We start from the raw sequence: 23,229 nt of genomic DNA, 5'->3' as shown, positions 1-23,229 counted from the left end.
CGAAACGGCATGACCCGATACCTCCTCGGCAGGACCGCCGGTCTCCTCGGCGTCCTCTTCGTCACCTCCTTCGTCGTCTTCGCGAGCGTCCACCTCGCCCCCGGCGACCCCGTCTCCTTCCTGCTGCACGGGCGTCCCGCGACCCCCGAGACCGTGGCGGCGCTCCGTGCCCAGTACCACCTCGACGACCCGCTGGCCGTGCAGTACGCCAAGTGGCTCGGCGGCGCGCTGCACGGCGACTTCGGCCGCTCCGCGCAGTACCACCAGGAGGTCTCCGCGCTGCTCGGCTCGCGCCTCACCGGCACCGTGCTGCTCGTCGGCTACGCGGCCCTGCTCGTCGCCGTCGGCGGCGTCGCCGCCGGCGTACTCGCCGCGCTGCGGCCCGGGTTCGTCGACCGGGCGGTCCTCGTCGGCACCGGGATCGCCACCGCGACGCCCTCGTTCGTCAGCGCCATCGGGCTCGTGTCCCTCTTCTCCGTACACCTCGGCTGGTTCCCCGGCCCCGGCGGCACGCCCGAGGGTCTCGGCGACCGCCTTCACCACCTGACGCTGCCCGCCTTCGCCCTCGCGACCACCTTCGCCGGACTGCTCGCCCGCGTCACCCGATCCGCGATGCTCGACGAACTCGGCCGTGACCATGTCGACGTCGCCCGCGCCCGCGGCGTCCCCGGCCGGACCGTGGTCCGCCGGCACGTCCTGCGCAACAGCCTCGGCCCCGTCGTCACCGTCGGCGGCACCATGCTCGCCGGCCTCCTCGTCACCACGTCGATCGTCGAGACCGCCTTCGACGTCCCCGGCCTCGGCTCCCTCCTCGTCCAGTCCGTCACCGCGCAGGACTTCGCCGTCGTCCAGGCCGTCACCCTCCTCAGCGTCGCCGCCTTCGTCCTCGTCAACCTCGCCGTCGACCTGCTTGCTCCCCTGATCGACCCCCGGCTCACCCTCCACGGGGAAGGCACCTCATGACCCTCACCGCACACTCCGGGGCGGCCGACCCCGCGGTCCCGCTGCGCAGACGCCCCGGTCTGCGCCGGCTGCGGGCCCTCGGCCAGGGCCCGATGTTCACCGCTGCCGTCCTGCTCCTCGTGGCGCTCGTCGTCGTCGCGGCGCTGGCCCCGCTGCTCGCCCCGTACGACCCCGAGGCCATGGACCTGTCCGCCAGCCTCGTCGGCACCGGCGGCGACCACCTCCTCGGCACCGACCAGTCCGGCCGCGACATCCTGTCCCGGCTGCTGCACGGCGCCCGCACCGGACTGCTCGGCCCGCTCCTCGTCGTCGGCGTCTCCACGCTGCTCGGCACCGCCCTCGGCGTGCTCGCCGGCTGGCGCGGCGGCTGGGCCGACGCGGTCCTGTCCCGCTCCATGGACCTGGTCTTCGCCATCCCCGGCATGCTGCTCGCCATCATGCTCGTGGCGGTGCTCGGCGCCGGCATGACCGCGCCCGTCATCGCCATGGCCGTGGCCTACACCCCGTACGTCGGACGCCTCGTCCGCGGCATCGCCCGCCAGGAGAAGGCCCGGCCCTACATCGAGTCTTACGTGGTGCAGGGCTGGTCCGGCTGGACCATCAGCCTGCGCCACCTGCTGCCCAACATCGCGCCGACCGTCCTCGCCCAGTCGGCGATGAACTTCGGCTACGCCCTGATGGACCTGGCCGCCCTGTCCTTCCTCGGCTTCGGCGTCCAGCCGCCGACCGCCGACTGGGGCGCCATGATCAACGAGGGGCAGTCGGCGCTCCAGATGGGCGCGATGCTGCCCGCCCTCGCGCCGTCCTTCTGCATCGTCCTCGCCGTCGTGGCGTTCGGCATCGTCGGCGAGGGCATCGCCGACCGGATCGCGAAGCGGGAGCGCTGACGCATGACCGACCTGCACAACTCCCCGGAGAACTCCCCGCGCAACTCCCCGGAGAACTCCCCGCGCAACCCTCCGCGGGACGCCGGGCGGTCCGCCGGCGCGCCCGGGCGGTCCGCCGGCGCGCCCGGGCGGTCCGCCGGCGCGCCGGTCACGCCGCTCGCGCCGGTCCTGGAGATCGACGGGCTCACCCTCCGGCTCCCCGAAGGGCGGGCCGCCCGCCCCCTCCTCGACGGCGTCTCGCTGACCGTCGCCCCCGGCGAGACCGTGGGCCTCGTCGGCGAGTCCGGCTCCGGCAAGTCCGTCGCCTGCCGCACCGTCCTCGGTCTGCTCCCCGCCAAGGCCCGGACGACCGGCCAGGTCAGGGTCGGCGGACGCGACGTCCTCTCCATGGACCGCGCCTCGCTCGCCGCCCTCCGCGCCCGCGAGGTCGCCATGGTCTTCCAGGACGCGCGCGCCTCCGTCAACCCGCTGCGCCGCGTCGGCGACTTCGTCACCGAAGGGCTGCGCGCCGCCGGCACCCCCGGCGCGCGCGCCGCCGCCCGCGCCGAGGAGCTCCTCGCCGCCGTCGGCATCCGCGACCCGCGCGGCGCCCTGCGCCGGTACCCGCACGAGTTCTCCGGGGGCATGCTCCAGCGCGTCGTCATCGCCGCCGCCCTCGCCGCCGACCCCGCGCTCCTCGTCGCCGACGAGCCGACCACCGCGCTCGACGTCACCACCCAGGCCGAGATCATCGCGATCCTCACCCGCCTCCAGGCCGAACGCGGCACCGGGCTCCTCTTCGTCACCCACGACCTCGAACTCGCCGCCGCCATCTGCGACCGGGTGTACGTCATGTACGCCGGCCGGATCGTCGAGACCCGCGCCACCACCGAGCTCTTCGAGCGCCCCCGCCACCCCTACACCGCGGGTCTCCTCTCCTGCACCCCGCGCATCGACCCCGACGCGCCCCCGCCCCGCCCCATCGAGGGCCGCCCGGTCTCCGTCGCCGAGGCGCCGCCCGGCTGCGCCTTCGCCGCCCGCTGCGCCCACGCGCAGCCGCGCTGCACCGAGCAGGTGCCCGTGCTCACCGCGTACGGCGACGGGCTCGCCGCCTGCCACCGCGCCGACGAAGGGATCCTCCAGTGACCGCGACTCCCGGGCTCGTCGTCGCGGGACTCCGCAAGGAGTACGGCGACCACACGGCCGTCGACGACGTGTCGTTCGCGCTCGCCCCCGGCTCCTCCCTCGGCATCGTGGGCGAGTCCGGCAGCGGCAAGACCACCACCGTACGGATGCTCGTCGGCCTCGAACGCGCCGACGCGGGCACGGTCACCCTCGACGGCCGGGACCGGTCTGCCCGCCCCCGCGGCCGGACCGAACGCCTCGCCCGGGCCCGCGAGATCCAGATGGTGTTCCAGGACCCGTACCTCTCCCTCGACCCCCGGATCACGGTCGGCGGCTGCGTCGACGAGGTGCTGCGGCTGCACTTCCGGCTCGCGCCCGCGGCCCGCCGGGCCCGCGTCGCCGAACTCCTCGACCAGGTCGGCCTCGGCCCGCGCGAGGCCGCCGCGCTGCCCCGCGGTCTGTCCGGCGGCCAGCGGCAGCGCGTGGCCATCGCCCGGGCGCTCGCCGCCGAACCGCGGATCCTGGTCCTCGACGAGGCCGTCGCCGCCCTGGACGTGTCCATCCAGGCCCAGATCCTCGAACTGCTCGCCCGGATCCGGCGCGAGGCGGGCGTCGGCTTCCTCTTCGTCACCCATGACCTCGGCGTCGTACGGCACATCACCGACGAACTCGTGGTGCTCCGCCAGGGCCGGATCGTGGAAGCGGGCCCGACCGCACGGGTCCTCGGCGCCCCCGAACACCCCTACACCCGCCTCCTGCTCGACTCCGTCCCGCGCCGCGGCTGGGACCCGGCGCGGGTCGGGCGCTCGGCGGACGGGTGAGACGGCGCGGCCCCGGCGGGCCGCGCCTCCGGAGGACCGGAGCGCGTTTCGCGCGCCGCGCGACGCTCCGGTCGCTGGAAGGATTCCGGTGACGGATGTCGGGAACGGCGGGCCGGGACCGACGTCCCCTGCGAGAGGCGCTCACACCGGGGCGCCCGCCGACGGCCGAGGAGGGAACGCGATGGAGCGGTACCGGGTCGCGCGCCGCCAGAGGCAGGTCGCCCTCGACCACGCCCTGGCCGCCCTCGACGCCTCTGCCGGCCTCGACCTGACAGCCGCCCTCGACCCGACGGCCGGCCTCGACCTGACAGCCGCCCTCGACCCGACGGCCGGCCTCGACCTGACAGCCGCCCTCGACCTGACAGCCGGCCTCGACCCGACGGCCGGCCTCGACCTGACAGCCGCCCCCGACCTGACGGCCGCCCCCGCCCCCGTGGCCGGCCTCGACCCGACGGCGGCCCTGGACCCCACGGCCGGCCACGCCCCCACGCCCGCCCATGACTCCATGCCCCGCCACGACGCCCCGGCGTCCGGCGCGCGCCCCGGACGCCCCGGCATGACGGTGGCGACCGGCCCGTGAATCCCGCCTCGAGGATCGAAGACCTGCTGCGTGCCCACGCGCCGCAGGTCCTCGGCGCGCTCGTGCGCCGCTACGGCCATTTCGACGCGGCCGAGGACGCCGTGCAGGAGGCCCTGCTGGCGGCGGCCCGGCAGTGGCCCGAGTCCGGGATCCCGGACAACCCGCGCGGCTGGCTGATCCGCGTGGCGTCGCGCCGGCTGACCGACCAGCTGCGCAGCGAGCAGGCGCGGCGCCGCCGGGAGGAGGCCGCCGCGGCGCTCACGCCGCGCGAGGACTTCCGGGCCCCGCCGCCCGGCGAGTCCCGCGCCCCGTCCGAGGACGACACGCTCACCCTGCTCTTCCTGTGCTGCCACCCCGCGCTGAGCGCGCCCTCGCAGATCGCCCTCACCCTGCGCGCCGTCGGGGGCCTGACGACGGCCGAGATCGCCCGCGCGTTCCTCGTCCCGGAAGCCACGATGGGCCGGCGGATCAGCCGGGCCAAGAAGACCGTCAAGGAGGCGGGCGCGCACTTCGCCCCACCCGATCCGGCCGACGTGCCCGCGCGCCTGAGCGCCGTGCTCCAGGTCCTCTACCTGATCTACAACGAGGGCTACACCGCCACCTCCGGCCCCGCCCTCCGGCGCGCCGACCTCTCCGCCGAGGCGATCCGGCTGACCCGCGCCGTGCACCGCCTGCTGCCGGGGGACGGCGAGGTCGCCGGCCTGCTGGCGCTGATGCTGCTCACCGATGCCCGCCGCGCGGCCCGTACGGGGCCGGGCGGCGAGCTGATCCCGCTCACGGAGCAGGACCGCGGCCGCTGGGACCGGACGGCCGTCGCGGAGGGCGTCGCCCTCCTCTCCCGCGCCCTGACCACCACCCCCCTCGGCCCGTACCAGCTCCAGGCCGCCATCGCCGCCGTCCACGACGAGGCCCCCACCGCGGACGACACCGACTGGCCGGAGATCCTCGGTCTCTACGACCTCCTGGCCGACCTCACGCCCGGCCCCGTCGTCGACCTCAACCGCGTCGTCGCGCTCGCCATGGTCCACGGCCCCCAGGAGGGCCTCGACCGCCTGGCCGCCCTCGAAGCCACCGGCTCGCTCTCCGGGACCCACCGCGTCGCCGCCGTCCGCGCCCACCTCCTGGAACGCGCGGGCCACCGGGAAGCGGCCCGCACCGCCTACCAGGAGGCCGCCTCGGCCACCCTGAGCATCCCGGAACGCCGCTATCTGCTCCTCCGGGCGGCGGCCCTGGCACCGGACCGGCGCCCGGAAGCGGAGAAGTGACGCGAAGGTACGGCGTCGAGCCGGTTGCGGGTCCGGCCGCTCAGCCGGCGGAGGGGGCCGTCATCGTCACGCGCCACAGGCGCCGCGGCAGGGCGCCTTCCTCGAAGGCGTGCACCTCCTGGAGCGTCCAGCCCTCGGCGAGGCGGTCGACCAGTGCGCGCGAGAAGAAGTGGACCGCGAAGCCGCCGTGTTCGTAGACGTCGTCGCCGTGCGCCAGGCCCGTCCCGTAGTGGGCGTCGCCGGTGTGCCGGACCGTGTAGACGAAGGTGCCGCCCGGGCGCAGCGTCCGGCGGACCTCGGCGACGAGCTGCTCGATCCGACGCGTCGGCAGGTCCATGCAGAGCAGCATGTGGGCGAAGACCGCGTCCGCCGACGCGGGCGCGAACGGCAGCGGCTCGCGCACGTCCACCACCCGGGTGGCGACCCGGCCGAGACGCTCGGCCCCGGCATTCTCGGCGAGCCGGCCGAGACCCACCGGGCTGAAGTCGGTGGCGAGCACGGTGAAACCGCGGCGGGCGAAGTACAGGGCGTCCCGCCCGTGCCCCGCGCCCAGCTCCAGGACGTCCTGGGCGCCCACCCTCGCGAAGACGTCGGCCGCGTAGCGCGCCGGGGCGGAGGGCTCCGTCCCGTACATGCCGGGGTGTGCCTCGTACGTGCGCTGCCAGTGCTCGTACTGCGCGTCCTGCCCCATGGCCGGTGGTCGTCCCTCGGTCGTCCGTGCTCCGTGACCGCAGGGTAGCCTGACGCGGACCGGGCAGGGGGGAACCTGGAGGGGCGACGACTACAAGCCGGTGTTCAAGAAGAGCCGGTGGGGGACGAACCGCTACGCCTAAAACCCGCGCCATCCCGTCGGGCTCGCCCTCGTCATCGCCACGCTCGTCTTCGGCGCCGTGATGCTCCTCCTCGCGGAGAACCGGGCCGGCCCCTTCGCGCCGCCGTCCGGACCCACCTGGAGCCCCCCGTCGGAGACCTGGCCGCCACCCGCCCGGCCGTCCCCGTAGCCCGTCCTTCCCGTCCGCGCCCGCGTCCCCCTGGGTCCGGAAGCATGCGGAGTGCCATGCTCCGGACAACTTGAAGATCATTTTGGTCGGACGCACCTTGTGACGCCCGGTCACCGGCCCTAGCGTGCCGATGCCGCACCCTATGCAACGACCCAGGGGGAACCATGTCCGCACCGCAGGTGCAACCCGCAGCGCCCGCCCGCTCAGGAGCTGCCGCCGCCATCGGCTGGACGCTCACCGTCGGCCTCAACATCGTGGCGCCCATCCTCACCTTCGGGGCGCTCACCGACCGTGGCTGGACCGACTTCACCGCGCTGCTGGTCAGCGGTGTGTGGCCGGTTCTCGACACCGTGATCCACCTCGTCTGGCACCGCAAGACGGACGAGTTCGCGGTCGTCACGATCTTCTTCCTGGTCCTGACGGCCGTCGTCTCCCTCGTCGGCGCCCACTCCGCCCGGGCCCTGCTCGTCAAGGACTCGGCCGTGACCGGCCTCTTCGGCGTCCTCTGTCTCGCCACCCTGTTCGCGCCCCGGCCGCTGATGTTCTACTTCGGGCGGCGCTTCTCCACCGACGGCACGGCCGAGAGCCACGCCTGGTGGAACGGCCTGTGGCAGTTCGAGGGCTTCCGGTCGACCATGCGTCGCATGACGATCGTCTGGGGCGTCGCGTACCTCGTCGAGGCCGTCGCCCGCATCGTCCTCTCCTACGCGCTGTCCGTGGACGCGATGGTGGTCGTCAATCCCTTCCTCATCTACGGCACCCTCGGCCTGCTCGTCCTGTGGACCATCCGGACGGCCAAGCGCTCCCGTGCGGAAGGCGAGGCCAGGGCCGCGGCCTCGGCCCGCGCCGCCGCGGCGGGCGCGGAGGCCTGAGCCCGCGCGTACGGCCCGGCACAGCCGGCACACCCCCGGCCGCCGACGCCGGCGGTGGGCGGCGGGGGGACCGTGCCTCTCACGGACGGCGGGGCGACCGCTCCCCTCACGCTCCGCGCATCGGGGGTGCGGAGTATGAGGCGGCGGGGCCCGTGGGGCGCGGTCGGCGGAACCGCGGAGCGCCCGTCCCTTATGTCTCGGCTAGGGTGATTTGGTAGGTATCGCGGAATGCGCCCCACGGGGCCCGGCCGATGCGTAGGTCGATGCGTTGGACACTCACCAGTCGCCGAGCAGGGTTCCGCAGCCGCCGCGGGCGGCAGTCGGGTACGCGGGCGTGCTCAATGACCTGCTGCCCGTCGCCCTCTGGCGCGAGGACGCGCGCGGCCTGATCGTCGAGTGGTCGCTGGCCGCGCAGGACCTGCTCGGATACCGCCCCGAGGACGTCATCGGCCGGCCCGCCGGCCCGATCCTCGTCCCCAGTGCCAACCGCGAGCTGGCCCAACGGCTGACCCGGAAGGTCCAGGCCGGCGAGACCGTCGTCGGCACGCTCCCGGTACGGCACCGCGACGGCCACTCGGTCGCCATGGAGATGTGGATCGTGCCCGCCGCCGACCCGGACGGCCTCCCCGGCGCGATGCTGATCGCCTTCGAGACCTCCCAGGTCCTCAAGATGCGCGACTCCCTGGCCGCCCTCGAATCGCTCTTCACCCAGTCGCCCATCGGCCTCGCCACCCTCGGCCCCGACCTGCGCTTCCTCCGCGTCAACGACGCCCTCGCCGAGATGAACGGCGTCCCGCCCTCCGGGCACGTGGGCCGCCGCCTCACCGAGGTCGTGCCCGGCGTCAACGCCGGCGCCCTCGAAGCCCTCATGCGGCAGGTCCTGCACAGCGGCCGCCCCGTCGTCGACGCCCGCCGGGCCGGCCGTACCCCCGCCGACCCCGGACAGGACCACATCTGGTCCAACTCCTACGCCCCGCTCCTCGACAACAGCGGCCGGCTGCTCGGCATCATCGCCTCCGTCATCGACATCACCGAGAGCCAGCAGGCCCACATCGAGGTCGAACGCGCCCGCCAGCGCTTCGCGCTGCTCGCCGAGGCCGGCGAACGCATCGGCACCACCCTCGACCTGGGGCGCACCGCCGAGGAGGTCGTCGACTTCCTCGTCCCCCAGCTGGCCGACTCCGCCGACGTCCAGCTCCTGGAGTCCGTCCTGGACCCCGACGAGTCCACCGCCGCCACCCGGGGCGTCCTGCGCCGCCTCGCCGCCGGCTTCCCCGACCCCACCGCACCGACCGCGCTCCTCGCCGTCGGACAGAAGTTCCAGATCCCGCTCGACTCCGTGTACGAGGAGGTCATCACCGACGCGCGCGCCATGGACCTGTTCGTCGGCGACGTCCCGGCACTCATCCGCGACCCCCGGTTCGAGGCCCTCCGCCGCTATCTGTCCACCCGCATCGGCTCCGCCCGGCTGATGCCGCTGGTCGCGCGCGGCAAGGTGCTCGGCACAGTCTCGGTGACCCGGCTGCGCACCCGGCCGCCCTTCGACGAGCAGGACCGGGTCCTCATGGACGAGGTCGTGGCCCGCGCCGCCCTCAACATCGACAACGCGCGCCTCTACACCACCCAGCGCCAGGCCGCCCTCACCCTCCAGCGCAGCCTGACCAACAACGAGCTGCCCGACGTCACCGGCCTGGAGCTCACCGGCCGCTACCTCCCCGCGAGCGACCACGACGTCGGCGGCGACTGGTTCGACGTCGTCGCCCTGCCCGGCGGCCGCACCGGCCTGGTCATCGGCGACGTCATGGGACACGGCATCCACGCGGCGGCGGTCATGGGGCAACTCCGCACCGCCGTCCGCACCCTGGCCCGTCACGACATCGCGCCCGCGCGCATGCTGCGGTCCCTGGACGCCGTCGTCGCCGACCTGGGCGAGGACGAGATGGCCACCTGTGTGTACGCCGTGCACGACCCGGCCACCGGCGTCTGGACCATCGCCCGGGCCGGCCATCCGCCGCCCGCCGTCGTCACCCCCGAAGGCACCATCACCTTCCTCGACGGCCCGCCCGGCACGCCGCTGGGCACCGGGGGCCACGAGTTCGGCACCGAGGAGGTCGCCCTGCCCGCCGGCGGGCTGTTCGTCCTCTACACCGACGGCCTCATCGAGTCCCGCGACCGCGACCTCGACCAGGGAATGGCCCGGCTCGCCCGGGCCCTGCGGCACATGGACCGGCCGCTGGACGAGCTGTGCGACGAGGTCCTGGCCGGGCTTCCCGAGGGCCCGGCCCAGGACGACGTGGCGGTGCTGATCGCCCGCACGACGGGCGGTGCCGCCTGACGGGCCGCCTCCGAAAGGGAGTGTCCGGCGGGCCGGTAGGCCTTGCCCCGCCCGCCGGGGCGCGGTCCGGGCCGGTCAGCCGGGGGCGCCGCGCTCCAGAATCTCCTTCAGGTGCTGCTCGTCGCGCGCCATCTCCTTGCGCACCGCGGGCTTGACGACCAGGGGAACCAGCGCCTTGCCGATGCCGTGACCCTCGAAGTCGAGGTCGAAGGTCACCCGCGAGCGCGTGCCGTTGTCGAGCGGCTCGATGGTGCCGCGCATGTCGGGGCGGACGGGTCCGTCGGTGCCGTGGACGTGCCAGCTGCGCGGCGGGTCCATCGCGGTGAGTTCCACGTTCGTGTCGAAGTCACGGCGCCCCATGTGCCGGGTCACCTTGACCTTCTGCCCGGCGGCCCCCGGGGTGCCGCCCATCCGGCTCACCTTCACCGCGCTCTCCTGCCATTCGGGCAGGTGCGTCGGGTCGGTGACGTAGGCGTAGACGTCCTCGGGACGCCGGTCGATGTCGACGGAGGCCTTGATCCTGGACATGTCGTCTCCTTGCTCACGCGAGGATGGATCTGCCCCTATCGTCCCACGCGGAACAGCCCCGCGGCAGGGTCAGCGGGCCTCGCCGCGGGCCCGGTGGAGATCCCTCAGCAGGGCGATCTCGGCGCCGTGGTGGAGCAGTTCCTGGTTCATCCACCACACGACGTCCACGAACGCCTCCTCGGCGTCGCCGCCGTGCGGATAGCTGCTGTACCCCACCGTGTCCAGGTCCGCGTCGGTCAGCGACAGCAGCGCCTTCCGCCACCCCAGCGTGGCCTCCTCGAGGTCCGCGACGGCCGAGGCCGCGTCGCCACGGCTGCGGAAGTCGTCCCGGGTCAGGCTGTGGCCGCCGGCGGTGTGGTCGGTGCGCAGCACGAACATCTCGACGAGATGGCTCAGCCGCCAGGCGATGGTGGTGAAGGGCGCCGGCTCGGGGTGCGGCGGCGGGGTCGCGTCCCGGCCCCAGTCACCCGCGCCGACGAGGAGCGTGGCGGCCGGGCCGGGCCCGGCCTCGCGGTGACGGACCGACCAGCAGCCCGGCACCGGCTCCCACAGGTACTCGGCGTCCGTGATCGGCCGGACCTGGACGGGCGTCCCGTTGCCGCTGTCCATCAGCGGACCGTTGAGCCGGTTCACGAGCCGCTCGCGCGCGAAGTCGAACTGTTCCAGCAGGGGGACGAGGCGGGGCGGGAGGGTCACGGAACGCTCCAGGGTCGACGGCCGGTGCGTCCGGCACCCTGTCACACAACGACCGCACCCCGACAGCGAATTAAGGGCGCCGAGGATGCGCGGCGCCGCGGCCCCGGAGGACCACCGGGAGTGGCTGCCGGACGTCACAGGGACACGACGGTCACCTCGGTCGCCTTCACGCCCGTCCACACCGGGGTGCCGTCCGCGAGGCCGAGTTCGGCGGCCGCCTGCGGCGTGATCTCGGCGACCAGCGGCGGTACCCGCTCCGAGGTGATCAGCACCCGCAGCCTGCTGCCCGCGGCCGTGATCTCCCGTACGGTGCCGGGCCAGACGTTACGGGGGCTGCCGCCCGGCCGCTCCCGGTGCACGGCGACCGCCTCGGGCGCGATGACCGCGAGGACCTCGGCGCCGACCGGCAGGGGGTCGGCGGCCACCAGCCGGCCGCCCGTGGCGAGCGTGATGCCGTCGGCCGTGGCGGTCCCCGGCCACGCGTTGCTGCCCAGCATCCGCGCGACCCACGGCGAGCGCGGATGCCGCGAGACCTCGGCGGGCGCGGCGTCCTGCACGGCGCGCCCGTCCTCCAGGACGAGCACCCGGTCGGCGAGCGACACCGCCTCGACCGGGTCGTGGGTGACGATCAGACAGACCCCGCCGAACGCGGCGAGGTGGCCGCGCAGGGTGTGCCGCACCTGGGCGCGGGTGGTCTGGTCGAGGGCGGCCAGCGGCTCGTCGAGCAGCAGCAGCCGGGGCCGGGCGGCGAGCGCGCGGGCCAGCGCGACCCGCTGTGCCTGTCCGCCGGAGAGCTGGGCGGGCCTGCGCCGGGCGAGGTGCCCGACCCCGAGCCGGTCCAGCCAGGACTGCGCCGCGCGCCGGGCCTCGGCGCGCGGCACCCCGCGGGCCCGCAGGCCGTACGCGGTGTTGGCGAGGGCCGTCATGTGCGGGAACAGTGCGCCGTCCTGCGGCACCCAGGCGACGTGCCGGCGGTGCGGCGGCAGGCCGGTGACGTCGCTCTCCCCGAGCGTGAGGTCCGCGTGGGCGCGCGGGGTGAGCCCGAGCAGGGCCCGCAGCAGGGTCGTCTTGCCGGCGCCGTTGGGGCCGACGACGGCGATCGTGGTGCCGGGTTCGGCGTCCAGGGTGAGCCGGTCGAAGCCGCTCACCTCGGCGTGCAGCGCCCACCGCTCCCCGGCCTCGTCGCCCGGGGGCACGGTCCCGTCCTCCGCGGGCAGCACCCTGTCACCGGCGGGCACGGGCGCGGGCGCGCCGTCCGGTGCCGCCGCGGGGGCCGGCCGGGCGTCCCTGGGCGAGCCCGTCCAGCGGCCGCGCAGCGCGACGAGCACGGCCATGGCGATGGCGAGGAGCAGCAGCGAGACGGAGGTCGCGGCCGCGGGCTCGTCCTGCAGCAGCAGGTACACCTGGAGCGGCAGGGTCTGGGTGGTGCCCGGCAGGTTCCCGGCGAAGGTGATCGTGGCGCCGAACTCGCCGAGCGCCCGCGCCCAGGTGAGCGCCGCGCCCGCGAGCAGCCCCGGGGCGACCATCGGCAGCGTGACCGTGCGGAAGACGCGTACGGGCGAGGCGCCGAGCGAAGCCGCGGTCTCCTCGTACCGCGGGCGCAGCCCGGCGAGCGCGCCCTCCAGGCTGATCACCAGGAACGGCATCGCGACGAAGGTCGCCGCGACGACCGCGCCGGAGGTGTGGAAGGGGAGGGTCAGACCGAAGGCGTCCTCCAGCCACGGGCCGAGCAGACCTCGCCGCCCGAACGCGAGGAGCAGCGCGACACCGCCCACCGTGGGCGGCAGCACCATCGGCAGCAGCACGAGCGAGCGGACGAAGGCCTTGCCCGGGAACGGCACCCGGGCGAGCAGCCAGGCCAGCGGCACGCCGAGCAGCAGCGAGAGGCCGAGGGCCCAGAAGGAGACGACGAGCGAGAGTCTGAGCGCCCGCACCGTCCCCGGCCCCGTCAGGTGCGTCCCGAGTTCGCTCCACTCGGTGCGCGCCAGGATGCCGATCAGCGGCAGCAGCAGGAACGCGATCGCGAGCAGCGCGGGGACGGCGAGGGCGATCGGGGTGCGGGGTCGGTTCATCGCTCGTTCCTGGGGTTCCCCGGGCGGCGGCTGTGCTTCCCGGACGGGGCGGTGGTCTCCCTGGGCGGAGGCTGTCCGTCCCCCCGGATCGGACAGCCCCCGCGGTTCGGGTGCGGCCTCCTGCTCGCGTGCGGCCTTGCGCTCAGATGTGGCCTGAGCCCCGGGCGAGCCGAGCCGTGCCACGAACGCGGCCGCGCGGGGCGGGGCTCCTGGGACGAACGGCTGCGGGGCGGCCGGTGACGGACGGCGGCGTCGCTCAGGTGCGGTCGATGTGGACGCTGGTCGACTTCACGCGGGCCGTGGCCTGCATGCCGACCTCCAGACCCAGCTCCTCCACCGCCTCACGGGTGAGCAGCGAGACGAGCCGGTGCGGGCCCGCCTGGATCTCGACCTGGGCGGCGATGTCGCCGAGCTTGACGGCGGTCACGATGCCGGGGAAGGCGTTGCGGGCCGAGGTGTACGTCTCCTCCTCGTCCCCCGTACCGCCCTGGGCGATCTCGACGGAGAACGCGGCCAGGTCGCGGCCGTCGATGAGCCGGCGACCGCTCTCGTCGCGGTGGGTGGCGACCCGGCCCGCGTCGGCCCAGCGGCGGGCGGTGTCCGGGCTCACGCCCAGCAGACGCGCGGCCTGTCCGATGGTGTAGGACTGCATGTGCGTCAGATTAGGCCGGGCGCCGTCTCATCTGCAATCAACTGTGGGGCATCGTCCTGGCACCTGACGCGCCCCCTGGAGGAAGCTCCGAACGGGTCGGCGTCCACCGGGCGCCGGCATGCCGAGGGGAGGCGGCCCGTTCAGCGGGTCCCGCGTCCCACGGCCTCGACGAGCGGCAGCAGCCGGTGCGGCACCCGCTCGCGCAGCGCGATCTCCGTACGGGTGCGGACCACCCCCGGCAGCTGGATCAGCCGCTGGATCACGTCCTCCAGGTGGCCGGCGTCGCGGGCCACCACCCGGGTCAGCAGGTCGCCGCCGCCCGTGATGGAGAACGCCTCGACGATCTCCGGGACGCTCGCGAGCGCGTCGCCGACCTCATCCAGGTGCCCCTGCGTGACCTCGATGTGCACGAACGCCAGCACCGGGTGGCCGAGCGCCGCGGGGGAGAGCACCGGCCCGGTGGCGGTGATCACCCCGTCTCGTTCGAGGCGGTCGATCCGGGCCTGGACGGTGCCCCGGGCCACCCCGAGGATCCGCGCGTACTCGCGCACGCTGGTGCGCGGCTGCTCGATGAGGAGCCGCAGGATGCGGGTGTCGAGCTCGTCCACCGCCATGGTCCGTTGGCCCCCTTCTGGTCGTACCTCTGATTCTTCGACTGTACCAATGGCACAGCCTCTCGCCGCCCGGTTGAGCCAGTGGGCGGAACGATGGTTTCCTCTTGGAAGAGTTGGACAGATGGCGCCGCGCACGCGCCGGACCGGCGAGGTGGCCGGCCCCGGACCCGCGGCGCCATCGCCATGTCCGAAGCCATACGGATCCGGCCGGTCGGGCCACGACGACGAAGAGGGTGTGTGTACGGCAGCGGGGGCGGAACGACCGCCGTGAAGAAGGGCCTGACGGCCGGCGGCAGGATCCTGCGCAGGATGTGCCTGGCGCCCGACCCGGGCAAGGTCCGGCTGCGCGTCGCCACGCGCGCCGTGCTCGGCGTCGCCCTGGCCGTCGCCGCGGCCGAGCTGGCGGGGCTGTCCCTGACCGCCTCGATCACCGCGGGTCTCGCCGCGCTCCTGGCCCTGTTCACCGTGGCCGATCCCACCGTGCGCCGGCAGGCCGTCACCACCGCGCTGCTGCCGCTCGCGGGCTTCCCCGTCCTCGCGCTCGCGACCGCCCTGCACGGGACGCCGTTGCTGCGCGACACCCTGTGGCTGCTCGTCGTCTTCGCCGGGGTGTACGCGCGCCGCTGGGGCCCGCGCGGGCACGCGCTCGGCATCTTCGCCTTCATGCAGTTCTTCGTGACCCAGTTCCTGCACGCGCGGCCCGCGCAGCTGCCGGAGCTGTTCGGCGCCGTGCTCCTCGCGCTCGGCGCGGCCGGCGCCGTGCGCTTCGTGGCCTGGTGCATCGAACGGCGCGTCCCGCCGCCCGCCGCGCCCGCGCCGCTGCCCGGCACCGGACTCGACCGGCCCACCACCCGGCAGGCCTTCCAGGCCACCGCCGCCTGTGCCGTCGCCCTCGCCGTGGGCCAGATCCTGTCCCAGGACCGCTGGTACTGGGCGGTCGGCACCGCCTGGTGGATCTTCGTCAACACCGCCTCGCGCGGCGAGACCCTCGTGCGCGGCTTCCGCCGGGTCGTCGGCACCGTGACCGGCATCGCCGCCGGACTGCTCGTCGCCCTGCCGCTGGAAGGCGCCGCCGGGCCCACCGCCGCCCTGGTCGCCGTGTGCGTCTTCGGGATCTTCTACACCGCCCCGCTCTCGTACAGCTGGATGATGTTCTTCGTCACCGTCATGGCGGGCCTCCTGTACGGGCTGCTCGGCGTCCTGCACCCGGGGCTGCTGCTGCTCCGCTTCGAGGAGACCGCCGTCGGCGCCCTCGGCGCGGCCGTCGGCGTCGCGCTCCTGCCGGTGACCACCCACGCGGCCACCAACGCCTGGATCCAGCGGGCCGTGACCTGCGTCCACGCCTGCACCACCGCCGCGGCCCGCCGCCTCGCCGGCGACCCGCACGCCGACCCGGCGCCGCACGCCGCCGAGCTCGACCTGCTCCTGGCCCGCGCCCGGCTCACCCTCGCGCCGCTCGTCCACCCGCTGAGCCCGCTGCGCGCCCGCAAGGCCCGGGCCCGCCAGGTGCTCGCCCTGCTCGACGACTGCGCCCGCGAGAGCCGGGGCCTCGCGGCGGTCGCCGCCGACCCCGACGCCTCCCACGACGCCCGCCTCGCTGCGGCGGCCTGGCGCGTCGAGGCCGCCGTCCACGCCCTGGTCCCGCCCACCGCCCCGGCCCGCTCGGAGCTCGCCGCGCGCGACCTCCCGCCCCACCACCCGGGCGCCGAGGCCGCCCTGGCCCACCTCCACGGCCTCGAACGCGCCCTGGTCGATCTGGCCACCCCGCTGCGGACCTCGCCGCGCGCCCCGCTGGTCCCGGCGGCCTGACCCGCCGAACTCTCCGCCGTACGGGCCCACCTGGTCTAGACCGCCTGCTAACGTCGGCCCGGACGGCGGCCGGTCTGCCCTGACCGGCCGGAGGACAGGGGAGGCACCGTGGGCGACACGCGGACGGGACCCGGCGGCGCACCGCGCCGTACCCGGGCATTCATCGGCTCCTTCACCTCGGCGGGCGGGCGCGGTGTGCTCGCCGCCGAGTGGGACCCCGACAGCGGCGCGCTGCGCGTCACCGGGCACAGCGACGCCGTCGCCGACCCGTCGTTCCTCGCGCCCGACGGGGACGTCCTGTACGCCGTGTCGGAGACCGAGGAAGGCGCCGCGGCGGCCTTCGACGTGGCCGGCCCCACGCCCCGCCCGCTCGGTGCCCCCGTGTCCGTCGGGGCGTCCGGCCCCACGCACCTCGCGGTCGTGGGCGGGCACCTCCTCACCGCGAACTACACCTCCGGCAGCGTCTCCGTCCTGCCCCGCACCGGCGACGGCGCCCTCCGCCCCCTCGCCGACCAGGTGCGCCACGAGGGCTCCGGCCCGGTCACCGACCGGCAGGCCGGCCCGCACGCCCACCAGGTGCTGCCCGACCCCGGCGGTCGCTGGGTCCTCGCCGTGGACCTCGGCACCGACTCCGTGACGATCAGCGCCCTCGACCCCGCCACCGGCGCCCTGCGCCCGCACGGCGTGACCGCGCTGCGCCCCGGCACGGGCCCGCGCCATCTCGCCTTCCACCCGGCCGGCACCCACGCCTACGTCCTCAACGAGCTGGAGCCCACCCTCACGGTGTGCCGCTGGGACGCGGAGAAGGGCGCCCTCACCCCGCTCGGCGAGACCCCCGTCGTCCCGGCGGGGACCACCGGGCCCGCCTACCCCTCCGAGGTCGTCGCCTCCCCGGACGGGCGCTTCCTCTGGGCCGCCGTACGCGGCGCCGACACCCTCGCCGTCCTCGCCCTCGACGCGGACGGCGACACCGCCCGGCTCGTCGCCACGGTGCCCTGCGGCGGCCACTGGCCGCGCGATCTCACCCTCGCCCCCTCGGCCCGGCACCTCTACGCGGCGAACGAGCGCTCCGGCGACGTCACCTGGTTCACGGTCGACCCCGACACCGGCGTCCCCGAGCGGACGGGCGCGCTCCCGGCTCCCGCCGCGTCCTGCGTGGTCTTCGGATGACCTGAGGCGCGGCTTGAGGGCGCGGGGCTGGGCGGCGTGGCCTGATGGCGCGGCTTGGCGGGGTGGGGCTGGGGGTGCGGCTTGGCGGCGTGGGGCTGACGGCGCGGCCGGCGGCGCGCGCTGGCGACGTGGCTTGGCGGGGTGGGGCTGATGGCGCGGCGTGGCCCCGCGGCGTGGCCTCGCGGCGCAGGGCCGGCGGCGCGCCCCGGCGGCGGCCCCGGGCGGCGCGCCACTGGCGGCGTGACCGACCGGGCTCGGCGGACTCTCTCGGCGGCGTCGCCCTGTGGCGTGATCGACAGGGGCGGACGGAGTCACCCGACGGCGTGGCCCGACGTCCGCACCCGACGCCGTCACCCCCCCCGCGAAAGGGCCCGTGCCCACCGCGAAAGGGCCCGTGCCGGATTCCTCCGGCGCGGGCCCTTTCCGTGTCGCTTCGGCGCTTCGGCTGTTCAGTGCACCGGCGAGCTCTGCTGCGGCGTGATGCCCAGCGACGCCATGTACTGCGAGAGCACCAGCCGGCCGATGGCCGGGTACGCGCCCAGCGCCTCGGCAGCCGCGCAGCCCGCCTCCTTCGCCGCCGCGTCGAGCAGCCCCTCGGCCAGCTCCGGGCCGATCAGGTACGGGGCCAGGGCGAGCTGCTCCGAGCCCGCGCCGCGCAGCTGGTCGGCGATCGCGGCGATCGAGCCCTCCTGGTCGAGCGCCGCGGCCATCACCGGCACCGCGAGGCGAGCCGCGAGCAGCATGCCGGTGATCCCGGCGGCCTGCACGGCCTCCTCGCCGCCGACCGTGGCCAGGATGATGCCGTCGGCCGCGGTGGCGACCGTGAACAGCCGGGCGCGGTCGGCGCGGGCCAGACCGGCCTCGGAGAGCCGTACGTGCAGCGCCTCGGCGAGCAGCGGGTGCGGGCCGAGCACGTCGGTCAGCTCGGCGTTGTTGCCGGCGTCCATGACCGCCTGGCGGATCCGCCGGGTCAGGGCGCTGTCGGGGCCCGCGAGCAGCGGGACCACGACCGCCGCCGGGCCCTCGGGCGCGGCGACCTCGCGGCCGGCGGCCACGGCGATCTCGTACCGCTCGGTGCGCAGGGCCGCAGCCCGCGTGAGCACCGCGGCCAGCGTCGGGAACTCGGCGTCGTCGCCGTCCAGGTAGCCGATCACGGCCTCCAGGCCGGGCAGCTCCGAGCGGGCGATGCTCACGACCTCATCGGCCAGCGAGCGTATGGCGGCCGACGGGACGCCGGGAACGGCGAGAACCAGCGCGGGAGCGCCCTCGGGCGCCGCCACGGGTTCGGGGCGACGGTGCCGCCCGGACTGACGGGGTCGTGGCATTCGTACAGGCAGGCCGGGGTTGGGCCCAGTGGGGGAGCTCATGGCGCCGCATGCTACTGGTTTTGCCCGATGCCGCGTTCGTTGAGGTGCGGTCGAGCGACTTCTGTCCGCGTATGTCCGAACTGGCCGTTAACTCCGCCTATCTTATGACTCGCAGCAGCAGCGGATCGGCCGGCAAGCGGAGGGCGTCTTCCGCCAGCGCGCCGGCGATCGTCACCGCCCCGGCCGTCGGATCTCCCGCCGCGGCCACCTCGCGCGCCTTCGGAAGGCATGCGGCCAACTCCTCGCGCAGCGGCCCGAGCAACGGCTCGCCGATCCTGAACAGACCGCCGGTCAGCGCGACTTCGACGGGGGCGCCGGCCGGGCAGACCGCCGCCGCGGCCTCCGCGACATGGGCGGCCGCCCGCTCCAGGATCCCGGCCGCGACCGGATCGCCCGCCACGGCGCAGCCCGCCACCTCCGGGGCGAACGAGGCCAGCACGGCCGGCCGGTCGGTGCGCGGATAGAGTGCCCCCGGCAAGCCGCGCGCCGGGCCGAAGAGTTCCTCCGCGCGCGCCAGCAACGCGGCCGAGCCGCCGCGGCGTCCGTCGTACGCCCGCATCGCCGCCTCCAGGCCCGCCCGGCCGATCCAGGCTCCGCTGCCGCAGTCGCCGAGCAGATGGCCCCAGCCGTCCGCCCGGCGCCAGCCGGCCAGATCGGTGCCGATCGCGATCAGGCCGGTGCCGCCCGCGACCACCGCGCCCGGCCGCTGTCCGAGGGCTCCCGCGTACGCGGTGACGGCGTCCGCAGCCAGCGCGAGCCGCCGTACGCCCCAGGCCCGTTCGAGCGCCCCGGGCAGCTCGGCCCGCAACCGGTCGCCGAGCGTGGCCATTCCGGCCGCCCCGACGCAGACCGCCAGGATCCGGCCGCCGCCGGCCCGTGCCGCCATGGCGTCGACCGCCGGCACCACCTGTCCGATCAGGTGCCCGGCGTCGATCCCGCCCGGTCCGGTGCGCACCGGTTCGCGGGAGGAGACCGTCCCGAGGAGCCGCCCGTCCCCGGCCCGCGCCAGCGCGACCCGCAGCCCCGAGCCGCCGGAGTCGACCCCGACGACGAGCTCCTGACCCCGGGCGCCCGTCACGGCAGCCGCCGGTCCGCTGCCCGGGCGCCCCGGCGGAGCGGCGGTCGGGGAGGACGGAGGCCGGCCGGCCCGGTCGTCGGAGGCACCGGACGCGCCCCGCTCTCGGACGAGCGCCCGCTTGACCTCATGGACCGTCTCCAGGAAGAGGGGGAGTGAACGCCGGCAGGTTATCCCGACCCGGCCGGCGGAGGCAGGGGCCGTGGCGCGGCGACCGCCGGCGGGGTCCGCGTGGTCGCCGGAGGTGAGGGAGTGTCGGTGTGCGCCACTAGAGTGACGTGCCGTGGCAGCTCAACCGTTGAACGAACTCGTCGAGCCCGGCTGGGCGGACGCACTGCGGCCGGTGGCCGACCGGATCGCCGCTATGGGCGACTTCCTCCGGGGGGAGATCGCGGCCGGTCGTACGTACCTGCCCGCGGGCCCTCACATCCTGCGTGCCTTCCAGCAGCCCTTCGACGAGGTCCGTGTGCTCATCGTGGGTCAGGACCCGTACCCCACTCCCGGAATGGCGATCGGACACAGCTTCGCCGTCGCGCCCGACGTGCGCGCCTTGCCGCCGAGCCTGGAGAACATCTACCGGGAACTGCAGACCGACCTGGGTCTTCCCCGGCCGTCGAACGGTGACCTGACGCCGTGGACACGGCAGGGCGTCCTGCTGCTCAACAGGGCGCTCACGACGGCGCCCCGCAAGCCCGCGGCCCACCGGGGCAAGGGCTGGGAGGCGGTGACGGAGCAGGCGATCCGGGCGCTCGCCGCGCGCGGCAAGCCGCTGGTGTCGATCCTCTGGGGCCGTGACGCCCGCAACGTACGGCCGCTGCTGGGCGATCTGCCGGCGATCGAGTCCGCTCACCCGTCCCCGATGTCGGCGGACCGGGGCTTCTTCGGTACGCGTCCGTTCAGCCGTACCAACGAGTACCTGCAGCGGATGGGCGCGCAGCCCGTGGACTGGCGGCTGCCGTGAGCGGCGGTCGTCGAGCCGGACTCACCACCGGGTGACGAGCGGCGGCTCCGGCTCGTGCCGCCGCCACCTGTCGGCGAGGCGGGCGAGACGGGCCGGGGCGGCGATGCCGCGCACGGTCGCGATCCTGTCGCCCGCGATGTCGAAGGTCACGGCACCGATGACCTGGTCGCCGAGCACGAAGAGCAGGGCGGGGGCGCCGTTGACGACCGCGTAGTGGATGGCCGGGGTGCCTCCCGCCAGTCGCCGCTTCGCGGGAGTGGGGGTGAAGCCCGCCCGTACGACGGCGGCGATGCGCCGCGGGGTGTCGTAGCGCACCAGCTTCGCCGCCAGGCCGCCGGCGCCGTCGGAGAGCGCGGTCGCATCGTCGGTGAGCAGCGCCACGAGCCGCTCGGTGCGGCCCGAGGAGGCGGCGGCGAGGAACTCCTCGACGATCCTGCGGGCGGCGGCCGGGTCGGCGTCGCCGCCGCGGCGGGGGTCGGTGACGCGGCGCCGGGCCCGGTGGAGGTGCTGCTGGCTCGCGGACTCGGTGATGTCGAGGATCTCGGCGATCTCGGCGTGGCCGTACGAGAACGCCTCACGCAGGACGTAGACGGCCCGCTCGTGAGGGGACAGGCGCTCCATGAGCGTCAGCACCGCCAGGGAGACCGACTCGCGCTGCTCGGCGGTCTCGGCCGGACCGAGCAACGCGTCGCCGTCCAGGAGCGGTTCGGGCAGCCAGGCGCCGACGCTGCGTTCACGGCGGGTCCGCGCCGAGCGGAGCCGGTCCAGGCACAGGTGGGTGACGACCTTGGTCAGCCACGCCTCCGGCACCTCGATCCGCCGCCGGTCCGCGGCCTGCCAGTGCAGGAACGCGTCCTGCACCGCGTCTTCGGCGTCGGTGGCGGAGCCGAGGAGCCGGTACGCCAGCGAGGCCAGCCGGTTCCGGCCGGCCTCGAAGCGGTCGGTGTCGAAGCGGTCGACGGCGGTGCTGTCCATGCGGACTTCTCCCTGGTGACGCGGCGGGCCTCGAACACGGCCCGCGTGGACGGCCGGTGGGCCGGGGGTCCGGATCCTGTCGTCGAACTCCCGCCCGCGGCGACGACGGGAGTTCGACGACAGGCTAGGCGAGGGCCTGCTCGGCGGCCGTGGCGTGCGCCGCGGCCAGGCGGTGCCTGCGCCTGGGCAGGCCGAAGGTCGGGTGCGCGGTGGCCCACAGGGACATCCTGACGATGCCCGCCTTGATCCGCGCGGCCTTCCGGCCGCCCACGTACTTCGGCTTCGCCCTGCCCTCGTCGTCGACCATCTGCAGGATCCCGTCCCGCCGCCCGAGGCTGATGTGGTTGCCCAGGTACTCCAGCTTGTTGAGCGCGATCTCGCGGCCGGTCAGCCGGCCCACGATCGCGGCCGTGGCCCGCACGCCGGTGTAGCCGGCCGAAGCGCAGGACATCGGCAGCGGCCGGCCGTTGTCGCCCAGGGCGTAGGCGCTGTCGCCGACGGCGTAGACGTTCGGGTGCGAGACCGAACGCATGGAGCGATCGACGACGATCCGACCGTCCTCGGTGACCTCCAGCCCGCCCGCGGCAGCGAGGGGGCCGACCGCGAACCCTGCCGTCCACACGGTCGCGTCGGACACCAGGGCGGTGCCGTCGGCGCACGTCACCCCCGTCGCTCCGACGGCTTCGACCCGGGTGTGCTCCAGGACGGTGACGCCCAGCCGGTCGCAGGCCCGGCGCAGGTGCCGCCGGGCTCCGACGGAGAGCGGGGCGCCCAGCTCGCCGCGGGCGACCAGCGTCACCGCCAGGCCGGGCCGGGTCTCGGCGATCTCGGTGGCGGTCTCGATGCCGGTCAGCCCGTCGCCGACGACCAGCACCCGCCCGCCTTCGGCCCGCCGGTCCAGGCCGTCCAGGCGCTCGCGCAGGCGGAGCGCCGAGGGTCGGCCGGAGACGTCGAAGGCGTGCTCGGCCACGCCCGGGACGCCGTGGTCGGCGCCGTGGCTGCCCAGCGCGTAGAGCAGCGTGTCGTAGCCGAGCTCCCCGCCGCCGTCGGCGTCGGCCACCGTGACGACCTGGCGCTCGGGATCGACACCGGTGACACGGGCCAGGCGCAGCCGTACCGCCGTGCCCGCGAAGACGTCGGTGAGCCGGGGAGCCGCGATCTCCCGGCCGGCCGCGAGCTGGTGCAGCCGCAGCCGCTGGACGAAGTCGGGCTCGGCGTTGACGACGCTGATCTCGGTGTCCGCCGGGGACAGCCGGCGGGCCAGGGTCCCCGCCGCGTAGGCCCCGGCGTAGCCGGCCCCGAGAACGACGATGCGGTGCTTCATGTGCTGCTCCTGTCGGGTGGCCGCTTTTCCGTGATCTGAGCGGTACAGCGCCTCGATTCCTGACAGGACCCGCGTGTGACCTCGGTCACGTGATGACAGGGGGGTCGCCGCGCACCGCCGGCGACGCCGAGGCGGTGCGGAACGGCCGGGCGGAGGGG

General features: G+C 75.4%; 21 protein-coding genes. 11 read left to right on the top strand and 10 right to left on the bottom strand.

The features are described 5' to 3' along the window. Window positions 1-9: 9 nt before the first annotated feature. From ACIGXE_RS13615 to ACIGXE_RS13590, 6 genes are all read left to right on the top strand, one after another. Window positions 10-963: an ABC transporter permease gene (locus tag ACIGXE_RS13615; protein ID WP_399746713.1), complete on the top strand. Its 954-nt coding sequence runs from the start codon at window positions 10-12 to the stop codon at window positions 961-963. Next, window positions 960-1,850, top strand: coding sequence for an ABC transporter permease (locus ACIGXE_RS13610; RefSeq protein ID WP_399746711.1), 891 nt, complete (start codon window positions 960-962; stop codon window positions 1,848-1,850). The genes ACIGXE_RS13615 and ACIGXE_RS13610 overlap by 4 nt, the downstream gene beginning before the upstream one ends. Window positions 1,851-1,853: 3 nt before the next feature. Next, window positions 1,854-2,975 (top strand): ABC transporter ATP-binding protein, encoded by a 1,122-nt coding sequence (locus tag ACIGXE_RS13605; protein WP_399746709.1) that lies wholly within the window; start codon window positions 1,854-1,856, stop codon window positions 2,973-2,975. Further along, window positions 2,972-3,775, top strand: coding sequence for an ABC transporter ATP-binding protein (locus ACIGXE_RS13600; RefSeq protein ID WP_399746707.1), 804 nt, complete (start codon window positions 2,972-2,974; stop codon window positions 3,773-3,775). The genes ACIGXE_RS13605 and ACIGXE_RS13600 overlap by 4 nt, the downstream gene beginning before the upstream one ends. A gap of 181 nt (window positions 3,776-3,956) precedes the next feature. Then, window positions 3,957-4,355, top strand: coding sequence for a hypothetical protein (locus ACIGXE_RS13595; RefSeq protein ID WP_399746705.1), 399 nt, complete (start codon window positions 3,957-3,959; stop codon window positions 4,353-4,355). After that, window positions 4,352-5,620: an RNA polymerase sigma factor gene (locus tag ACIGXE_RS13590; protein WP_399746703.1), complete on the top strand. Its 1,269-nt coding sequence runs from the start codon at window positions 4,352-4,354 to the stop codon at window positions 5,618-5,620. Before ACIGXE_RS13595 ends, ACIGXE_RS13590 begins: the two co-directional genes overlap by 4 nt. A 40-nt stretch (window positions 5,621-5,660) precedes the next feature. On the opposite strand, the gene ACIGXE_RS13585 is transcribed toward ACIGXE_RS13590, so the two are convergent. Continuing rightward, window positions 5,661-6,311 (bottom strand): class I SAM-dependent methyltransferase, encoded by a 651-nt coding sequence (locus tag ACIGXE_RS13585; protein WP_399746701.1) that lies wholly within the window; start codon window positions 6,309-6,311, stop codon window positions 5,661-5,663. Between the two features lie 474 nt (window positions 6,312-6,785). Between ACIGXE_RS13585 and ACIGXE_RS13580 the strand changes: the two genes are divergently transcribed. After that, the gene (locus tag ACIGXE_RS13580; protein WP_399746699.1) at window positions 6,786-7,493 is read left to right on the top strand and encodes a VC0807 family protein; all 708 of its coding nucleotides are present in this window, start codon (window positions 6,786-6,788) and stop codon (window positions 7,491-7,493) included. A 334-nt stretch (window positions 7,494-7,827) separates the two neighbouring features. Next, window positions 7,828-9,828: a SpoIIE family protein phosphatase gene (locus ACIGXE_RS13575; RefSeq protein WP_399746697.1), complete on the top strand. Its 2,001-nt coding sequence runs from the start codon at window positions 7,828-7,830 to the stop codon at window positions 9,826-9,828. Between the two features lie 75 nt (window positions 9,829-9,903). Here ACIGXE_RS13575 and ACIGXE_RS13570 read toward each other — a convergent pair whose 3' ends face one another. The 5 genes from ACIGXE_RS13570 to ACIGXE_RS13550 all read right to left on the bottom strand — a co-directional run bounded on the left by ACIGXE_RS13570 (window position 9,904) and on the right by ACIGXE_RS13550 (window position 14,390). Further along, window positions 9,904-10,356, bottom strand: a complete 453-nt coding sequence (locus ACIGXE_RS13570; RefSeq protein ID WP_399746695.1) for an SRPBCC family protein — start codon at window positions 10,354-10,356, stop codon at window positions 9,904-9,906. Between the two features lie 69 nt (window positions 10,357-10,425). Then, on the bottom strand, window positions 10,426-11,052 hold the full coding sequence (locus ACIGXE_RS13565) for a DinB family protein (RefSeq protein ID WP_399746693.1): 627 nt from the start codon (window positions 11,050-11,052) through the stop codon (window positions 10,426-10,428). Window positions 11,053-11,186: 134 nt separating this feature from the next. Continuing rightward, on the bottom strand, window positions 11,187-13,124 hold the full coding sequence (locus ACIGXE_RS13560) for an ABC transporter permease (RefSeq protein WP_399746691.1): 1,938 nt from the start codon (window positions 13,122-13,124) through the stop codon (window positions 11,187-11,189). 256 nt (window positions 13,125-13,380) lie between these two features. Further along, window positions 13,381-13,776, bottom strand: a complete 396-nt coding sequence (locus ACIGXE_RS13555; RefSeq protein ID WP_399746689.1) for a molybdopterin-binding protein — start codon at window positions 13,774-13,776, stop codon at window positions 13,381-13,383. Window positions 13,777-13,916: 140 nt separating this feature from the next. Continuing rightward, window positions 13,917-14,390 carry an Lrp/AsnC family transcriptional regulator gene (locus tag ACIGXE_RS13550; protein WP_399746687.1) on the bottom strand — a complete coding sequence of 158 codons (474 nt, stop codon included), beginning with the start codon at window positions 14,388-14,390 and terminating at the stop codon, window positions 13,917-13,919. 309 nt (window positions 14,391-14,699) lie between these two features. Between ACIGXE_RS13550 and ACIGXE_RS13545 the strand changes: the two genes are divergently transcribed. Together ACIGXE_RS13545 and ACIGXE_RS13540 are read left to right on the top strand one after the other, a co-directional pair. Beyond that, window positions 14,700-16,199: an FUSC family protein gene (locus tag ACIGXE_RS13545; protein ID WP_399747139.1), complete on the top strand. Its 1,500-nt coding sequence runs from the start codon at window positions 14,700-14,702 to the stop codon at window positions 16,197-16,199. A gap of 108 nt (window positions 16,200-16,307) precedes the next feature. Continuing rightward, entirely contained in the window at window positions 16,308-17,369 is a 1,062-nt protein-coding gene (locus tag ACIGXE_RS13540) for a lactonase family protein (RefSeq protein ID WP_399746685.1), read from the top strand. A 449-nt stretch (window positions 17,370-17,818) separates the two neighbouring features. Here ACIGXE_RS13540 and ACIGXE_RS13535 read toward each other — a convergent pair whose 3' ends face one another. Then, a complete protein-coding gene (locus tag ACIGXE_RS13535; RefSeq protein WP_399746683.1) occupies window positions 17,819-18,736 on the bottom strand; it encodes a sirohydrochlorin chelatase in 918 nt (305 codons plus the stop codon). Between the two features lie 97 nt (window positions 18,737-18,833). Next, on the bottom strand, window positions 18,834-19,814 hold the full coding sequence (locus ACIGXE_RS13530) for an N-acetylglucosamine kinase (protein WP_399746681.1): 981 nt from the start codon (window positions 19,812-19,814) through the stop codon (window positions 18,834-18,836). Window positions 19,815-20,094: 280 nt separating this feature from the next. Between ACIGXE_RS13530 and ACIGXE_RS13525 the strand changes: the two genes are divergently transcribed. Further along, window positions 20,095-20,772 (top strand): uracil-DNA glycosylase, encoded by a 678-nt coding sequence (locus ACIGXE_RS13525; RefSeq protein ID WP_399746679.1) that lies wholly within the window; start codon window positions 20,095-20,097, stop codon window positions 20,770-20,772. Window positions 20,773-20,793: 21 nt separating this feature from the next. On the opposite strand, the gene ACIGXE_RS13520 is transcribed toward ACIGXE_RS13525, so the two are convergent. Together ACIGXE_RS13520 and ACIGXE_RS13515 are read right to left on the bottom strand one after the other, a co-directional pair. After that, window positions 20,794-21,747, bottom strand: a complete 954-nt coding sequence (locus ACIGXE_RS13520; protein ID WP_399746677.1) for a sigma-70 family RNA polymerase sigma factor — start codon at window positions 21,745-21,747, stop codon at window positions 20,794-20,796. 124 nt (window positions 21,748-21,871) lie between these two features. Continuing rightward, complete coding sequence (locus ACIGXE_RS13515) at window positions 21,872-23,071, bottom strand: NAD(P)/FAD-dependent oxidoreductase (protein WP_399746675.1); 1,200 nt, start codon at window positions 23,069-23,071, stop codon at window positions 21,872-21,874. Between the last annotated feature and the right edge of the window lie 158 nt (window positions 23,072-23,229).

It is taken from the genome of Streptomyces sp. NPDC053431 (genome assembly GCF_044544925.1).
Lineage (GTDB): Bacteria > Actinomycetota > Actinomycetes > Streptomycetales > Streptomycetaceae > Streptomyces.
The sequence above is the reverse complement of the archived record's forward strand: the minus strand, read 5'-3'. Positions and strand labels throughout refer to the sequence as shown.

Coding starts and splice junctions, on each gene's coding strand:
- ACIGXE_RS13615 (WP_399746713.1), top strand. CDS start 10: ATGACCCGATACCTCCTCGGCAGGACCGCCGGTCTCCTCGGCGTCCTC.
- ACIGXE_RS13545 (WP_399747139.1), top strand. CDS start 14,700: ATGTGCCTGGCGCCCGACCCGGGCAAGGTCCGGCTGCGCGTCGCCACG.
- ACIGXE_RS13570 (WP_399746695.1), bottom strand. CDS start 10,356: ATGTCCAGGATCAAGGCCTCCGTCGACATCGACCGGCGTCCCGAGGAC.
- ACIGXE_RS13580 (WP_399746699.1), top strand. CDS start 6,786: ATGTCCGCACCGCAGGTGCAACCCGCAGCGCCCGCCCGCTCAGGAGCT.
- ACIGXE_RS13520 (WP_399746677.1), bottom strand. CDS start 21,747: ATGGACAGCACCGCCGTCGACCGCTTCGACACCGACCGCTTCGAGGCC.
- ACIGXE_RS13555 (WP_399746689.1), bottom strand. CDS start 13,776: ATGCAGTCCTACACCATCGGACAGGCCGCGCGTCTGCTGGGCGTGAGC.
- ACIGXE_RS13560 (WP_399746691.1), bottom strand. CDS start 13,124: ATGAACCGACCCCGCACCCCGATCGCCCTCGCCGTCCCCGCGCTGCTC.
- ACIGXE_RS13585 (WP_399746701.1), bottom strand. CDS start 6,311: ATGGGGCAGGACGCGCAGTACGAGCACTGGCAGCGCACGTACGAGGCA.
- ACIGXE_RS13515 (WP_399746675.1), bottom strand. CDS start 23,071: ATGAAGCACCGCATCGTCGTTCTCGGGGCCGGCTACGCCGGGGCCTAC.
- ACIGXE_RS13595 (WP_399746705.1), top strand. CDS start 3,957: ATGGAGCGGTACCGGGTCGCGCGCCGCCAGAGGCAGGTCGCCCTCGAC.
- ACIGXE_RS13610 (WP_399746711.1), top strand. CDS start 960: ATGACCCTCACCGCACACTCCGGGGCGGCCGACCCCGCGGTCCCGCTG.
- ACIGXE_RS13550 (WP_399746687.1), bottom strand. CDS start 14,390: ATGGCGGTGGACGAGCTCGACACCCGCATCCTGCGGCTCCTCATCGAG.
- ACIGXE_RS13535 (WP_399746683.1), bottom strand. CDS start 18,736: ATGAGCTCCCCCACTGGGCCCAACCCCGGCCTGCCTGTACGAATGCCA.
- ACIGXE_RS13605 (WP_399746709.1), top strand. CDS start 1,854: ATGACCGACCTGCACAACTCCCCGGAGAACTCCCCGCGCAACTCCCCG.